The organism is Enhygromyxa salina (assembly GCF_002994615.1).
Classification (GTDB): domain Bacteria; phylum Myxococcota_A; class Polyangia; order Nannocystales; family Nannocystaceae; genus Plesiocystis; species Plesiocystis salina_A.
Genome location: NZ_PVNK01000231.1, coordinates 13,222 through 28,332, shown reverse-complemented (window position 1 = coordinate 28,332; position 15,111 = coordinate 13,222). Strand labels below are relative to the sequence as shown.

The window sequence follows — 15,111 nt, the reverse complement described above, 5'->3', positions numbered from 1 at the left end:
TTACCCCACAGCCGGACACCGCATCTGCTACCTTCACGGCCCGTGAGCGAGGGTTCTCAGCCAGGCGAGCGCCTCGACCTCGGCGCGCCGGCCCCAGCGCAGACCGATCCGGTCACGCTGATCGGCCAACGTCAGAAGGAGCTGCGCCTACCGCTCAAGGACTGGCTCCGGCCCTTCGCGGCGATCGGCTCGGTCGCAGGCCTGTTCTTCGGGCTGTCGATCTGCCTCGACCTGCTCCTCGGGGGGTCCGACTTCACGGGTCACGGCCTGAAGGAGGCGCTCCTGGCCGTCGAGCCCGATCAGGCCCGCAACACCCTCGGCAGCCTCGGCGAGATCATGGCCGCGGTCCTCGGCCTCGCGCTCACGGTCTCGAGCATCATCGTTCAGTTGGCCGCGACGCGCTTCACGCCGATCGTGACCTCGCTCTTCTTCCGCGACCGCACCAACCAGCTGGTCCTGAGCTTCTTCGTCGTCTGCAACATCTACGTGCTCTGGATCAACTTCGTCGTCGGGCCCGAGTCGGTCCCGAGCTACGGCGTGCTGGTCTCGATGTTGCTGATGACGGCCAGCCTCCTGCTGCTGTTTCCCTACTTCTCGTTCGTGTTCAACTTCCTCGAGCCCGACTCGATCATCTCGCGGATCACGACCGACGGCCTCGCCGCGTCGACGCCCTACCGCGGCCGCGGTCGGCGCTCGATCGGGGGGCGCCAGCGCGAGGCGACCCAGGGCGTCGAGCACCTGGCCAACATCGGCCTCAACGCGGTCCAGCAAAAAGACAAGAACATCGCGTCGAGCGCGACCAACGCCCTGTGCAACTACGCGATCTACTACGGGGACACCAAGGCCGGCATGATCCACGCCTGGCACTCGATCCCCGACTGGAACCGCCAGAGCCCCGACTTCGTCAGCCTCTCGGACGAGGCCGTCGACGACCTGCGCAACCGCGGGACCTGGCTCGAGTGGAAGATCCTCCGCCAGTACCAGATGTTGTACGGCGAGGGCCTCGAGCGGATGAAGGACCTCTGCTACCTGATCGCGATCAACACCCGGCGGCTCGGCGAGGCCGCGGCGCGCCACGGGGACCTGCCGGCCCTCGACCTCGCGATCAAGTTCTTCAACACCTACCTGCGCGCGACGATCAACGCCAACGACATCCGCACCTGCTACAACATCCTCCACCAGTATCGGCAGCTCGGTGAGTTCGTCATCGAGCACACCGACACGAACCCCGAAGATCTGATCCTCGACCAGCCGCTGAGCATGACCTCGACGCTGACGGTCACGATCGGGGCTCCGGCGGGTGACCTCAGCGAGCTCGAGCGGCGCGGGCTCGAGATTGCGCGCTACATGCGCTACTACAGCGGCATCGCCTTCAGCCGCAACATGGCCTTCATCACCGAGGTCATCGCCCACGACGTCGGGGCCCTGTGCGCCAGGGCCTTTCACGCCGACACCCAATTCCACGACGAGCTCCTCGCGACCTTCTTGCGGGTCGACGACAGCACCGAGACCGAGACCTCCGACACCACCCTCCAGGGCGTGCGTCGGGCCCAGGTCAAGCTCGCGACCATCTACATGCTCCACGGCGCCGAGTCGCTGGCCCGGCGGATCCAGGCCGACATGAAGAACGAGCCGGCCGAGCGCATGCGCGGGATCTGGCAGCACCTCTCGGCCCTGCGCACCCGCGAGTTTTGGGAGGTCAACGACCGCGGGTCCAACTTCGACTACCTGAGCGACGAGCAAAAGGGCCAGCTGCCCGTGTTCTTCTCGTGGTTCCCTGCCCTCAACAAAGACGCGCTCACGGCCCTGCGCAACGGCAAGACCGAGCCGCCCGGGGCCAGCAAGCTCGTGACCACGGCGCCCTGATCACACGAGCGGCCGCCCACGGGCACGGGCCAGGGCCCCGCGAACCGAGCCCCCTGGAGGCCGCGCGCGGCAGCGCGCAGGCCGCACGGGGGGGGGTAGCTAGACTAGAACCGGACGCCGAGCTGGGCTTGGACGGTCTGGGCTGCGCGCGAATCGACGCGGCCCACGTTGCCTTCGCTGTCGGTGATTGTGGGGTTCCAGGCGCCGAAGGGGAACATCGCGCCGTACTGAAGCTGGAAGAAGATCGGCTCTTCGGCGTCGTGGTAGCGGACCGAGCCCGCGAGCTCGAGGCCCCACAGCGAGCGGTCTCCGGCCAGGGTCCCGTTGGGATCGACGGCGCCCGCGAACTCGACGTCGGCCCGGGCGCTGACGTTGTTCTGGAAGAAGTAGAAGGCGGCCCAGGGCTTGACGTAGGCAGCGTTGGCGACCGTCCCGAGCAGCTCCTTGAACAAGAGCAGATCCTGGACGTAGGCCGGGTTGAAGCGGAAGGTCCCGAACCCGGCGTAGTCGCCCCCGGTGACCGGCAGCGGGGACTGGTACTGGTTGCTGTAGGGCGGCGAGCTGTCGCCGCTCGCGAAGCCCTGGTCGAGGCCGATGTGGAAGCGGTCCTTGAACAGCCCGTACTTGAACTCGAGGGCGTAGCCGAACTGCAAGATGCCCGTGTCCTCGGTCGCGGTGACCGCGGCGATCTCGTCGGGGAAGATGCGGCTGTCGCCGATGTCGCGGTGGCTGAAGTTGCCGACCACGAGCGCGGCCTCGGCCTCGACCCGGAGGGTCCGCCAGTTGATGCGCAGCCACAGATCCGGGGTCAGCAACCACCCGCGGCGGTGGACGAGGCTGGCCGAGTAGTTGTCGAGGCCGCTGTTGCCGTCTTCGTCCAACATCCCGTTGCCGAGGGGCACGCCCGCGTGGTTGAGGCCGTCGGGGTCGCCGGGCTCGGCGTTGGGGTCGTCGGGGTAGATCGACGGGTTGGTGCCGAGGCCGTCGCCGAGGCCCGGGGCACCGATCGCGCGATCGATCGTCTGCCAGCGCATCCAGGTCTTGAACCCGTAGTTGACGACCGGGTTCCCGGTCGAGAGCTTGCGCCGCAGCATGCTCGGGTCGTCGCGGCGCTCGATCCAGAGGCTGAACTGGTGGACGTTGTCGTAGAATTCGGCCGACAGGGTCTGGGCGACGAGGTTGCCGCTCTCCCACTCGGGCCCGAGCAGCTGCGCGGTCGTCGGCCCGCTCGCGGCCCAGTCGTAGCTGACCCCGAGGGTGATCGCGTTGCGCTTGTCGGGGCCAAAATCGAAGGTCAGCCGCACGGTGTCGACCGAGTCACCGTAGTCGGTGTCGATCATCCGGATGATGTCGCCCTTCTCCTGGCGATCGACGCCGTTGCCGTCGTTTTGGACGATGCCGAGGCCCCAGTGGTTGGGCATGCGGCCGAACTCGAGGGTCATGCCGAAGCCGAAGCGGATCTCGCCCCAGGCGCGCTTGACCGTGATGCTGTCGTCGAAGGAGTTGACGCCCTCGAGCGGGGGATACTGCGTCCGCGTGAACAGATCCATCGGCGCGAAGGGGCTCTCGGCCGCGAAGCTGTCGGGCGTGCTGCCGAGCACGAGGTTGTCGAGCAGGTCGACCTGCGCGTGAACCTTGACCGTGTCGGTCACGTGGATCGTCGGCGAGAGGCGCAGGCGCATGTTGGCGCCGCCGAAGCCCCGGCGCCGATCGCAGCGCTTGGCGATCCGCGCCGCCGAGACCCCGCTCGCCGCCAGCTGGGCCTGACACCCGGCGTCGTTGTACTGGATGCCGGTGTCCCCGCTGCCGTCGTCGGCGATCGGCTCGTAGGTCGACGGCGGGACGAAGAATTTGTGCTCGAGGTTGCTGTCGTCGGGCAGCGAAAGATCGAGATCGAGGCGGTGGAAGTAGTCCGCGCGCATGCGCAGGTTGCCGTGGAGCTCGAACAGCTGCAGCCGACGACGACCCTCGGGCTGGGCCGGGACCGAGACGACCGGCGCCAGCGCGCCCTTGTCTTTGGGCGCCGCCTCGGCCGGGCCTTCCTTGTCGTCGCCACCGCCAGGTCCGCCGCCGCCACCACCGCCGCCGTGGCCGCCACCACCACCGCCGCCGCCCATACCCCCGACGCCTCCCGGCGGCGGCTGGTTGGCTAGGGCCGTCGCAGAGATCCCGAGTCCGAGCGACAGCGCGAGGATCGGTCCACCGAGAGAGCAAAGTCGCCGTTGTACGGGCATGAAAGCGGGGCACGATAGCGACCGCGCCTGGGACCGTCAACTCGGCCCAAATCGTCCAAACCAGCCCAAAACGGCCACTTTGACTGAATTTTGCTCATCTGCGCAGGCGGTGAAAGCGACCCGGCCGAGCGCCGTTGGCGTGGCTTGGCGTAGAGTCCCTCGGGTGAGCGCCAGCAAGTGGCAGCCGGGTCAGCTGTTGTTCGTCGGCTTCTCGGGCACCGTGGTCCCCCCGGATCTCGCCGCCCGGATCCGCGAGGGTCGAGTCGGCGGCGTCGTGCTGTTCCGGCGCAACATCAAAGATCCGGACCAGGTCCGAGCCCTGACCCGGACGCTCCACGAGCTCGCGCCGCCCGACGCCCCGCTGACGATCGCGCTCGATCAAGAGGGCGGTCGCGTCCAGCGGCTGCGCGATCCGTGGACCGAGTGGCCGCCGATGCGGACCCTCGGCGGCCGGCCCGTGGCCGAGACCCGCGGGTTCGCCCGGGCCCTCGCCCTCGAGCTGCTCGACGCCGGCTTCGACCTCGACTTCGCCCCGGTCGTCGACGTCGACAGCAACCCCGACAACCCGGTGATCGGCGACCGCAGCTTCGCGCGGGAGCCCGCGACCGTCGGCCGCCACGCGGCCGCGATGATCGAGGCGATGCAGGAGCTCGGGGTCGCAACCTGCGCCAAGCACTTCCCCGGTCACGGCGACACCGACCTCGACAGCCACCTCGCGCTCCCGCGCCTCGAGCTCGAGCGCGAGCGCCTCGAGCGGACGGAGCTGCCGCCCTTTCGGGCCGCGATCGCGGCCGAGGTCGCGTCGATCATGACCGCCCACGTGCTGTTCCCGAAGCTCGACCCCAAGCGGCCGGCCACGCTCTCGCCCGAGGTCATGGGCATGCTCCGCGACGAGCTCGGCTACGACGGCCTGGTGTTCTCGGACGACATCGAGATGAAGGCGGTCGCGGATCACTTCTCGGTCGAGGAGCGCAGCCTCGGGGTCCTGCGCGCGGGCGTCGACGTGGTCTTGGTCTGCTCGCAGGCGGATCTGCGCGAGGAGGTCCTCGCCAAGCTCGAGCGGGCGCCCGATCGCGTGGTCGAGCACGGCCTCCGGCGGCTGGTCGCGTTCAAGCAGCGCTTCGGCGCGAAGCTCAGCGTGGTCCCCTTGACCGAGGCTGGGCCGCCCTTTGCCAGCCACTGCGAGCTGGCGACGCGGCTGCGAGACGGCGTTGACGCCCCGGACGCGCACGATCCGACCGAGCGCGCGTGAGCGCGCCCTCGGCTCGACGATCACGCGCCGAAGTCCGAGGGTTCGTCCGACAGCGTCAGGCGCAGGGTCCCGCCCTCGTCGCGCAGCTGCTCCCAGGTGATCCAGGGCCGCTCGAGCTCGACGCCGTTGAAGCTCGCCCCGGCCACGTAGATCATCCCGGGCCCGGCCCCGTCGGCGACGATCGCGAGGCGACGCTCGGGCGCGGCGGCGTCGGACAGGTCGAGCTCGACGCGCTCGAAGATCGGCGCGGTGATCCAGTAGCCGTCGCTGCCCGGGAGCGGGTACAGCCCGATCGACGCGAACACGTACCAGGCGCTCATGGTCCCGGCGTCGTCGTTGCCGGGCAGCCCGTCGGGGCCGGGGCCGTAGTGACGCCGCCGCGCCCAGTCGACCCAGCGCTGGGTCGAGGCCGGATCGCCGACCTCGGTGAACAGGTAGGCGTCGTGGAGCGAGGGCTCGTTGGACTGCCAGTAGAAGGGCACGGGCATCAGCGGGCTGTAGTCGCTGCCTTGAAGGAAGGCCGCCGAGGTCTCGAAGTAGGCGGCCAGGCGCTCGCGCAGGGCCTCGGGTCCGCCCATGAGCTCGGCGAGCCCGGCGACGTCGTGGGGGACCGCCCACAGGTAGTGGTGGGCGGTGCCCTCGCTGTAGTAGCTGGCCCAGACCTCGGGATCGAAGCCGTCGAGCTCGAAGCTGCCGTCGGCGCGGCGGCCGATCAAGAACTCGAGCTCGGGCGCCCACAGGTTGCGCCAGTTGCCCGCGCTGGCCCCGAACAGGGCCGCGTCGTCGGCGTGACCGAGGGCCTCGGCCCAGCGCGACAGGGCGTAGTCGGCGTGGGCGAACTCGAGGGTCCGCGAGGCCGACGCGCCCGAGTCTTCGCTCGCAACCCATCCGCGCTCCCGGTAGCCAGCGATGCCCCCGCGCCCGGCATTGGGTCGCGGCTCGAGGGCGTGGAGCCGGGCGGCCGCGTAGGCCGCGTCGACGTCGAAGCCCGTGACGTCCTTGAGGTAGGCGTCGGCGAGCACGATGTCGGCGCTGGTCCCGAGCATCCCACCGGTGTAGCCGATGCCCAGCGGCCACTTGGGCAGGTCGCCGCCGTACTCGGCCATCATGACCAGCGACTGCAGCATGTCTGCGTGACGCTCGCGCTGGATCAGGTTGAGCAGCGGGTGGAGGGTCCGGTAGGTGTCCCACAGCGAGAAGTCGCTGTAGTAGGTGAAGCCCTCCGCGCTGTGGACCTGGCCGTCGAAGCCCCGGTACGCGCCGCTGGCCTCGGTGAAGGTGGTCGGGGCCAGGAACGCCCGGTACATGGCCGAATAGAACAGGCCGCGCTCTTCGTCGGTCCCGCCGAGTACCCGGACGCGGCGGAGCTCGTCGTCCCAGGCCTGCGCGGCGGCGCTGCGGGTGTCTTCGAAGGACTGGCCGTCGAGCTCGGCGAGGTTGGCCTCGGCCTCCTCGATCGACACGTAAGAGATCGCGAGCTCGAGCTCGACGCTGAGCGGGTTGGGGTCCTCGCTGCCGTCGAGATCGAAGCTCAGCCACGCGCCGATCTCGGCCCCGGTCATGGTTGCGACGCCGGGCGCGAGGGTGGCCATGTCATCCCAGACCCCGTAGTCGGTGATCGGCTGGGACACGCGCGCGGCGAAGTAGGTCGGGACCCCGCCGAAGCGATCGGAGTAGCTGCCGTGGACGGTCATCATCCCCCGGATCGTGGCGCTCGCCGGATCGATCGTGACCTCGCTGGCGATCGAGCGGCCCTCGCCGGGGTTGTAGGCGAGGTTGAACACCAGCGTGGCCTCGGGGCTCGGCTCATCGAAGGTGTAGCGGTGGCGGGCGGCCCGGGTCGTGGCCGTGAGCTCGGCCTCGACGCCCGGCTCGAGCAAGGACACGGCGTAGTAGCCCGGCGCCGCCTGCTCCTGGGCGTGATCGAAGAGCGAGCGCGCGCCGCCGACCACGGCCTTGTCGGCGTCCATCCCGAGCGTCGGCGAGACCTGCACGGCGCCGTAGTCGGGCACGCCCATGCCGTTGATGCGCGAGTGCGAGAAGCCCCAGATGTAGGTCTGATCCCAGTGGTAGCCCGTGCAATTGAGGAACGAGAGCTGGATCGGTCCGAGCCCGGTGTCGGGGCCCGGCTTGATCATGCCAAAGGGCAGCGAGGGCCCCGGGTTCATGGTCCCGACCGTGTAGCCGACGCCGCCGGTCCCGATCGTCGGATCGACGAGCTCGCCGAGCGCCTCCTCGGGCCACGGGTAGGGCTCGAAGCCGTCCTCGGTCTCGCCCCCGGTCGTGTCGTCGCTCGTGTCGTCGGCCGCGGTGTCGGTAGCGAGCTCGCCCGTCGCGTCGCCGGCCTCAGCCTCGGCCCCGCCCGGGTCGTCACTGCAAGCGCAAGCCAGCCCGATCGACAGGCCCAGCGATCCCCACCAACGCGCAGACGAGCGAGACATCGGCCCGACGATAGTCGCCGCGCCGACGCCTTGTCACGCGAATCAGCCGCCGATCAGCCCCAGCGGACCGGCAAGGCGTCCGTCAGCACGACGGTCGGGAACTGCTTTTGCGACGCGACCATGACCATGACCACGTCGCCGACGGTCGCGTCGTCACCGACGTCGATGATGATCGTGCCCTTGTTGGGGTAGCGCTTCTTGACAGCGACGAGCTGCTTGGCCAGCTCCTTCCACCCGACGCCCTCGATGTTGGGCGAGAAGCGGGGGTGGGCGGCGCTGATCGTGAAGGTCTCGCCGGCCCCGATCGTGACCCGGAGGCCGAGGGCGTTGTCGCCGGGGGACACCCGCATGCCGCCGGGCGGCATCAGGTAGAAGGGCCGCGCGCGCAGGCCGGCGTTGCTGCCGTTGACGAGCAACGAAAAGCTCGGGGGCTGGCCGGGTCGGGTCTCGGCGGCCGCGTAGGCCAGCTCGACCAGGGTCTTGGCCGGCACGCTGGCCTCGGCCCCAAACAGCACGCGGCTGGGGACCTCGAGCACGTAGGTCTGGGCCTCTTCGAGCGCGCGCAGCCACACGTTGCGAAAGGGGCTCCACAGCGAGGCCTTGCACCCGCTCTTGCACTCGCGCGAGGCCGGGCCCGGCGGGACCACGCCGTCTTGCAGATCCATGATCTTCTCGTCGAAGATCATGGCCTCCTGCGGCGACACGGTCACGTAGATGCCGGGCTCGAGCGAGCCGCCGTTGGCCAGCGGCAAGTTCTCCGAGCCGAACGAGGCGTTGATCTGCGTGAGCACGACGGTGTCGAAGCCCTGCAGGGTCTCGGGCGCCGTCTGGGCCCGGATCAGCTCGGCCAGCGAGGGTGGCTCGGGCAACCCGGCGTCGAGCTGCGTGGCAGCCTCGAGCTGGGCCACGCCGGCCGTGGTCGCGTCGATCACGTTGACGCTCAGGGGCGTCGCCAGCAGCGTCGCGCTCAGTACAGCGAGCTCGAGCATGTCAAAACTCCTCGATCGGGATCGGAATCCAGCGGGTGTCGACGGAGCCTTCGCGGACCACGCCGAGTGTCGTCGAGTCGCCGAGCGTGCGACTGTGAATTCGGCCTTCGACCCGCTCGTCGTCGAGCGGGCCGCTGCCGAGCCAGCCCGGCATGCTGGTCAGCATCCCGACCACGACCTGGCGCTCGTCTCGCTTGGCGGTCGCGACCCAGATCTCGTAGGGGTCGCCGTAGCAGGTCATGTGGACCAGCCAGCCGTCGGCGAGCCCGGTCTCGGCCTCCTCGGCGAGGCCGCCGACGACCTCCTCGAGGTCGTTGCGCCACAGGCCCAGGCTCTGCATGCGGGTCTCGACCTGGCTCACGGCCTTGGGCAGCAGCTCGGCGATCGGCGTCGCCGACTCGGGCGTGCACTCGGCCCCGCGCAGGGGCTCGCGGTAGCGGCTGGCCACGACCACGAAGCGGTCCTGGACCGCGAAGGGGTTGCGGTGATGCTCGAGCTCGCGCCTGAGGGCCTGGAGGATCGAGGTCGGCGACCCCGCGCCCAACCACTGCAGCAGCGCGAAGGCGTCCCAGGAGCCCTGCTTGGGATCCCGGGCCACGCAGCCGCCGCCCTCGCTCTCGACACAGTGGACGAAAGACTGAGCCGCGCGTCGCGCGGGCTCGGCCGGCCCGACGGTCGCCGCCGGTCCGGTGTTGGGGGTGCAGCCGCTGGCCGCCATCGAGGTGGCGACCAGCAGGCCCATCGTCAGACCGTTCTTGAGATGGTTTCGAGCTCGCGGCGCGAACCTATTCATGCGTCCTGCCGCCGAACGGGCGGCCTCCTGGATCACGAGTAACAGCCGAGAGACCAAAGCGGCAACAAAACGGCTCGGATCGACTGTCTTTGTGATCAGCCGAGGAAGGGGTAGCGCCAGTCTCGCGGGGGGCTGAAATTTTCTTTGATCGTGCGCGGCGAGAGCCAGCGGATCAGGTTCCACATGCTCCCGGCCTTGTCGTTGGTCCCGCTCGCCCGGCCGCCGCCGAAGGGCTGCTGGCCGACGACCGCGCCCGTCGGCTTGTCGTTGATGTAGAAGTTGCCGGCCGCGAAGCGCAGCTGCTCGACGGCCGTGACCACGGCCTGGCGGTCCTCGGCGAAGATCGCCCCGGTCAGCGCGTAGGGGCTGCTCTCGTCACACAGCTGCAGGGTCTGCTCGAACTCGGCCTCGGGGTAGACGTAGATCGTCAGGATCGGCCCGAACAGCTCCTCGACCATGCTCGGGTAGTTGGGATCGGTCGCGACGATGATCGTCGGGCGGACGAAGTAGCCCACGGAGTCGTCGTACTCACCACCGATGACCTCGGCGACGCCGGACCCGATCGCGGCCTTGGCCGCGTCGATCGCCGCCTTGTGATCCGCGAACGCGTGCTTGTCGATGACCGCGCCCAAGAAATTGGAGAAGTCGCGGACGTCGCCGGTCCCGAGCTCGGTCAGGCCGTCGGCGAGGCGCTCGCGCAGCTGCGGCCACAGGTTGTCCGGGATGTAGGCCCGCGACGCCGCCGAGCACTTTTGGCCCTGGTACTCGAAGGCCCCGCGCAGCAACGCGACGGTCAGGGTCTCGAGCTCGGCGCTCGGGTGGGCGACGACGAAGTCCTTGCCCCCGGTCTCGCCGACGAGGCGCGGGTAGGCCCGATAGTTGTCGAGGTTGGCGCTGGCCTGGCGCCACAGGGACTTGAAGGTCGAGGTCGAGCCCGTGAAGTGGACGCCGCCGAGGCGCGCGTCGGCCATGATCGGCGCGCCGATCACCGACGAGGCGCCGGGCAAGAAGTTGATGACCCCTGGCGGCAACCCGGCGGCCTCGAACAACTCCATGATGTAGTGGCCCGACAAGATCGCCGTCGACGCCGGCTTCCAGATCACCGTGTTGCCGCACAGCGCGGGCGCGGACGGGAGGTTGGCGGCGATCGCGGTGAAGTTGAAGGGCGTGATCGCGAACACGAAGCCGTCGAGCGGGCGGTACTCGACCCGGTTCCAGACCGCCGAGCTCGGCGAGATCGGCTGGTTGGCGTAGATGCCCTCGAGGTAGTGGACGTTGAAGCGGAGGAAGTCGATGAGCTCGCAGGCCGAGTCGATCTCGGCCTGGTACACGGTCTTGCTCTGGCCGAGCATCGTCGCGGCGTTGAGCTTGTCGCGGAATTCGTCCTCGAGCAGCCGCGCCGCGCGCAGGAAGATCGCCGCGCGGTCTTCGAAGGGCATCGCAGCCCACGGCCCGCGCGCGCGCTCGGCCTCGGCGAGGGCCTTGGCGACCTCGGCCTCGCCGGCCTGGTGGGCGACCCCGGTCACGTGGCTGTGACGGTGGGGCATGACCATGTCGCGGGTCGTGCTCGTCGAGACCTTCTCGCCGCCGATCACGAGCGGGACCTCGACCTTCATGCCGAGCTGACGATCGAGCTCGGCCTCGATGCGCGCGCGCTCGGGGCTGCCGGGCGCATAGTCACGCACGGGTTCGTTGGCAGGCACGGGAATTGGAGCAGAACCGAACGACGACATGACTCCGCACATACCACAACCGCGCGAGGCGGATCTCGAGGGCCCAGGCGGCTCGGACGGCCAGCTCGGCGCCGAGTTTCGCGACTTCTCAGCGACCCGATCGGCGGCGCCGCGCCCACCCGACGACCAGCCCCAGACCGAGCAAGCCTGCGAGGCCCCCGGCGCCGGGATCGGTGTCAGCGAGCGCACAGCCCTTCTTGCTCGGCTCGGTCGGCTCCGGCCCCGCTTCGCCGCCGGCCTCGCCGGGCAAGACCGGCTCGGGCTCGGGGTCCGCCGGGCCCGGGTCGGTGCTCGACGGCGCCTCGTTGGGCTGATCGAGGGTGTCGGCGTTGGCCTCGAGCTCGACGATGTCGGCGGCCGCGTCGGCGAGGGGCCTGGTCCGCGAGCACAGGTTGTCGCGGGCCTGGCCCTGGTCGTCGATGCGGGCGTAGACCAGCCACTCGCTGCCCGGGTCGCCGTAGTTGCGGCCGCACGCGGCGCTGTTGGCCGCGGTGTTGATGTTGATCTGGGCGTCGAGCTGGCCCTTGAAGGTGCGCGTGACCTCGAAGGTGACGTTCTTGGTCTCCAGGTCGTGGGGCCCGGCCTTGGGCGCGTCGCTCACCGAGACGAGCTTGGCGGCGAACACTGCATCGGAGTCGCGGGCCGACTCGAGCGCGCCCGGCGTGGGGATGCACGAGCAGGCGGCCGCTTCGCTTGGCGCCAGGACCAGCGCGGCCGGGAGCAGGGTGAGGGACAGGATGCCAACGCCGAGGAGTCGTCGCATCCGCCCAAGCTACCACCGGGCGCAGCTCCCAGCCCGCGACTACCGCTGTGAGCTGGCCCCCGAGCCCCCGACACGACGTGCCTGCTGGCGCGTGCGGCCATGCGTGGCTGGCGAGCGCCCTTGAAACCCGCCCGAGCTTGACCTACACACCCCCTCGCGCGGCCCCAAAAAGCCCAAAAACACCGTCTCTTAGACCCTGGGGGGCCGAGCGCAGCGAAGGTGTCGGGCCCAACCTCGAGGTCGAGAGACGATGAAGAGAGTCCTCCATGCTTACGGTATCTGAAGTCACCAAAGCCTACGGCGGCAAGACCCTGTTCGAGGACGTGTCCACGACCTTCGATCCGGGCAATCGCTACGGCCTCACCGGAGCCAACGGGGCCGGCAAGTCCACGTTCATGAAGATCTTGTCGGGCGACGTCGAGCCCGACAAGGGCCACATCTCGATACCCAACAACGCGCGCATGAGCGTGCTCCACCAGGACCACTTCGAGTACGCGGACTTCAAGGTTCGCGACGTCGTGATCATGGGCAACGACACGCTGTGGAAGGCGCTCGCAGAGAAGGAGAAGATGCTCGAGACCGTCGACTACGACAACCTGTCGGAGGACGACGGCATGCGCCTCGCCGAGCTCGAGATGGTCATCGCCGAGCAAGACGGCTACGACGCCGAGAACAAGGCCGAGGAGCTGCTGATCGGCCTCGGGATCCCGGCCGAGGAGCACCACAACAAGCTCGAGGTCCTCCAGGGCGGCCTCCGGCTCCGCGTGCTCGTGGCCCAGGCGCTGTTCGGCGACCCCGACATCTTGTTGCTCGACGAGCCGACCAACCACCTCGACATCGACTCGATCCGCTGGCTCGAGACCTTCTTGCTCAACTACAGCGGGGTCTTGATCGTGATCTCCCACGATCGCCACTTCCTCAACCGGGTCTGCACCCACACCGCCGACGTCGACTACGAGAACATCATCTTGTACCCCGGCGGCTACGACAAGATGATGCAGCAGAAGGTCGCCTACCGGATCGCCGAGGAGAAGCAGAACATCAGCAAGGCCAAGAAGATCGGCGACCTCCAGGAGTTCATCCGTCGGTTCGGGGCCAACGCCAAGAAGGCCTCCCAGGCCAGCTCCCGCAAGCGCGAGGTCTCGAAGATCCGCCTGTCGATGGCCGATCTCAAGCGCTCGAACATCCAGCGCCCCTTCATCCGCTTCGAGGTCGCGCGGCCCTCGGGCAAGCTCGTGCTCGAGGTCGAGCGCCTGACCAAGAGCTTCGACGACCACGTGGTCTTCAACGACGTGACCTTCACGCTGACCCGCGGCGACCGCCTCGCCGTCGTCGGCCCCAACGGCGTCGGCAAGACCACCTTGCTCAAGTGCCTGGCCTCGGTCTACGAGCCCGACCGCGGCAAGATCCGCCTCGGCCACGAGGTCACCGCCGGCTACATGCCCCAGGATCACGAGGAGGGCCTCGCCGGCGCCGCGGGCATGACCGCCTACGAGTGGCTGCACCAGTGGGACATCAAGGCCACCGTCGAGGAGGTCCGCGGCCTCCTCGGGCGCATGCTGTTCCCGAGCGAGGACGCCGAGAAGCCGGTCTCGGCCCTCTCGGGCGGCGAGACCGTGCGCCTGCTGATGGCCAAGTTGACCCTGACCAAGGACAACCTGCTGCTGCTCGACGAGCCGACCAACCACCTCGACCTCGAGTCGATCCGCGCGCTCGAGGAGTCGATGACCAAGTACGAGGGGACGCTGATCTTCGTCGCCCACGACCAGGCGCTGCTCGAGGAGGTCGCGACCTGTGTGCTGGAGCTCCGGCCGGATGGGAGCTGGGACTTCTTTCCGGGCGGGTACGAGGACTTCCTGCGCAAGACCGGCAAGGGCTGAGGCGGGGCGGGGGCCGGGGGCCGCTAGCGGCCCCAACGCAGCAGTGAGGCCCCCTGCATGAACCCTGCGCCTTGCGCGTAGGTGAGGACGAGGTCCCCGCGAGACAGCCGCCCCGCGCGAGCGGCCGTGTACAGGTTCAAGGGGGCGCCGGCCGCCATGCAGTGGCCGTAGTCACTGAAGGTCTCCAGCGTTCGATCTTCCGGGAGACCCAGGGCCCGCGCGCAAGCGCCAGGAAGCCACGGAAAGGTCTGAGGGCTGGCCAAGAACGCGACGTCCTCGATCGTGCACCCCGCCTTTGCCAGGAGCTGTTCGCAGACCTCGGTCACGAGGCTCACGGCCCGCGCGCCGACCTCGGCGAGGCCCGCCGCGTCTGGCCCCGTGTACGCGAGGTCAGACTTGTGCGCCCCGCCCTTGTACCACAGGGCACCCTGGTCTTCGGATGGCCTTATTTGCACGGTGCGATAGTAATTTCCACGAGTCCGAAACGTGGCATCGATAAAGCCCAGGTCTGCGCTCACGGGCCCAATGACGGAGGCGACCGAAGCGTCGCCGACCACAACGCTCCCGGACCTCGCGGGGTTCGAGACGCGCGAGGCAGCGCTCGTTTGGATCGCCAGAGCGACGCCTTCATACGCGCGCCCATGAAGGTGAGTGGCGACCGTCAGCTGATGCACATACGAGGCGCACGCGGCTGACGCCGTCAAGGACATGGTGTTCACGGGCAGCTCCAAGAGCTCCGCGATGCGCCCATGGTCCTCCGGGATCGGGTTGTCCGGGGGATCGGAGAACACCATCAGCAAGCCGACGTCGCGCGGACTGAGGCCAGCGTCGTCCAGCGCTTGTTTCGCGGCCCGCGCGCCCATCTCGGCCGCTCCCATCTCCGGGTCGATGACGCGACGCCGCACCGCTCCCCGAAAGGGGTCCTCCCGATAGGCCGCCAGTCCCGCTGCAACCTCCGGGTCCATCTCACCGACGGCCGTCGGCGTCTCGATGCTCCGCAGTATGGACTCGGCCGCGCGCCGTTGATGCTCCTCGACGTATGCGTCCCAGTGGTCGTTGAGGCGGATCGTCTCGGGGAGAAACACCCCCATGCCGAGAATTCCAACGCTCGTGGGGTTTGCCATGTTGTCCTTGTCGTGTCGCAGCATCTCATCCTCCCT

General features: G+C 69.1%; 10 protein-coding genes. 3 read left to right on the top strand and 7 right to left on the bottom strand.

Features of this window, described 5'->3' with window-relative positions; all coding sequences use genetic code 11:
- Positions 1 to 42: 42 nt before the first annotated feature.
- Positions 43 to 1,866 (top strand): DUF2254 family protein, encoded by a 1,824-nt coding sequence (locus ENSA5_RS26505; protein ID WP_181198166.1) that lies wholly within the window; start codon positions 43 to 45, stop codon positions 1,864 to 1,866.
- A 104-nt stretch (positions 1,867 to 1,970) separates the two neighbouring features.
- Here the strand turns inward: ENSA5_RS26505 and ENSA5_RS26500 are convergent, their stop codons facing one another.
- The gene (locus ENSA5_RS26500) at positions 1,971 to 3,983 is read right to left on the bottom strand and encodes a TIGR04551 family protein (protein ID WP_181198165.1); all 2,013 of its coding nucleotides are present in this window, start codon (positions 3,981 to 3,983) and stop codon (positions 1,971 to 1,973) included.
- Positions 3,984 to 4,263: 280 nt separating this feature from the next.
- Between ENSA5_RS26500 and nagZ the strand changes: the two genes are divergently transcribed.
- Positions 4,264 to 5,352 carry a beta-N-acetylhexosaminidase gene (gene nagZ / locus ENSA5_RS26495; RefSeq protein ID WP_181198164.1) on the top strand — a complete coding sequence of 363 codons (1,089 nt, stop codon included), beginning with the start codon at positions 4,264 to 4,266 and terminating at the stop codon, positions 5,350 to 5,352.
- A 20-nt stretch (positions 5,353 to 5,372) separates the two neighbouring features.
- On the opposite strand, the gene ENSA5_RS26490 is transcribed toward nagZ, so the two are convergent.
- The 5 genes from ENSA5_RS26490 to ENSA5_RS26470 all read right to left on the bottom strand — a co-directional run bounded on the left by ENSA5_RS26490 (position 5,373) and on the right by ENSA5_RS26470 (position 12,071).
- Positions 5,373 to 7,793, bottom strand: a complete 2,421-nt coding sequence (locus ENSA5_RS26490; protein WP_106394480.1) for a GH92 family glycosyl hydrolase — start codon at positions 7,791 to 7,793, stop codon at positions 5,373 to 5,375.
- Between the two features lie 53 nt (positions 7,794 to 7,846).
- A complete protein-coding gene (locus ENSA5_RS26485) occupies positions 7,847 to 8,782 on the bottom strand; it encodes a hypothetical protein (protein ID WP_106394479.1) in 936 nt (311 codons plus the stop codon).
- A gap of 1 nt (position 8,783) precedes the next feature.
- Positions 8,784 to 9,524 carry a hypothetical protein gene (locus ENSA5_RS26480; RefSeq protein ID WP_106394478.1) on the bottom strand — a complete coding sequence of 247 codons (741 nt, stop codon included), beginning with the start codon at positions 9,522 to 9,524 and terminating at the stop codon, positions 8,784 to 8,786.
- 146 nt (positions 9,525 to 9,670) lie between these two features.
- Positions 9,671 to 11,320, bottom strand: coding sequence for an L-glutamate gamma-semialdehyde dehydrogenase (pruA, locus tag ENSA5_RS26475; RefSeq protein ID WP_219906867.1), 1,650 nt, complete (start codon positions 11,318 to 11,320; stop codon positions 9,671 to 9,673).
- Between the two features lie 76 nt (positions 11,321 to 11,396).
- Complete coding sequence (locus ENSA5_RS26470; RefSeq protein WP_106394476.1) at positions 11,397 to 12,071, bottom strand: MYXO-CTERM sorting domain-containing protein; 675 nt, start codon at positions 12,069 to 12,071, stop codon at positions 11,397 to 11,399.
- 266 nt (positions 12,072 to 12,337) lie between these two features.
- Between ENSA5_RS26470 and ENSA5_RS26465 the strand changes: the two genes are divergently transcribed.
- Positions 12,338 to 13,951: an ABC-F family ATP-binding cassette domain-containing protein gene (locus ENSA5_RS26465; protein WP_106394475.1), complete on the top strand. Its 1,614-nt coding sequence runs from the start codon at positions 12,338 to 12,340 to the stop codon at positions 13,949 to 13,951.
- A 23-nt stretch (positions 13,952 to 13,974) separates the two neighbouring features.
- Here ENSA5_RS26465 and ENSA5_RS26460 read toward each other — a convergent pair whose 3' ends face one another.
- Positions 13,975 to 15,099 carry a 3-oxoacyl-ACP synthase III family protein gene (locus tag ENSA5_RS26460; protein WP_181198163.1) on the bottom strand — a complete coding sequence of 375 codons (1,125 nt, stop codon included), beginning with the start codon at positions 15,097 to 15,099 and terminating at the stop codon, positions 13,975 to 13,977.
- Positions 15,100 to 15,111: the final 12 nt, after the last annotated feature.

Excerpts from the sequence above, each read along its gene's own strand:
- ENSA5_RS26500 (WP_181198165.1), bottom strand. The coding sequence starts at position 3,983 with ATGGGCGGCGGCGGTGGTGGTGGCGGCCACGGCGGCGGTGGTGGCGGC.
- ENSA5_RS26490 (WP_106394480.1), bottom strand. The coding sequence starts at position 7,793 with ATGTCTCGCTCGTCTGCGCGTTGGTGGGGATCGCTGGGCCTGTCGATC.
- ENSA5_RS26485 (WP_106394479.1), bottom strand. The coding sequence starts at position 8,782 with ATGCTCGAGCTCGCTGTACTGAGCGCGACGCTGCTGGCGACGCCCCTG.
- ENSA5_RS26480 (WP_106394478.1), bottom strand. The coding sequence starts at position 9,524 with ATGGGCCTGCTGGTCGCCACCTCGATGGCGGCCAGCGGCTGCACCCCC.
- pruA (WP_219906867.1), bottom strand. The coding sequence starts at position 11,320 with ATGTGCGGAGTCATGTCGTCGTTCGGTTCTGCTCCAATTCCCGTGCCT.
- ENSA5_RS26470 (WP_106394476.1), bottom strand. The coding sequence starts at position 12,071 with ATGCGACGACTCCTCGGCGTTGGCATCCTGTCCCTCACCCTGCTCCCG.
- ENSA5_RS26465 (WP_106394475.1), top strand. The coding sequence starts at position 12,338 with ATGCTTACGGTATCTGAAGTCACCAAAGCCTACGGCGGCAAGACCCTG.
- ENSA5_RS26460 (WP_181198163.1), bottom strand. The coding sequence starts at position 15,099 with ATGCTGCGACACGACAAGGACAACATGGCAAACCCCACGAGCGTTGGA.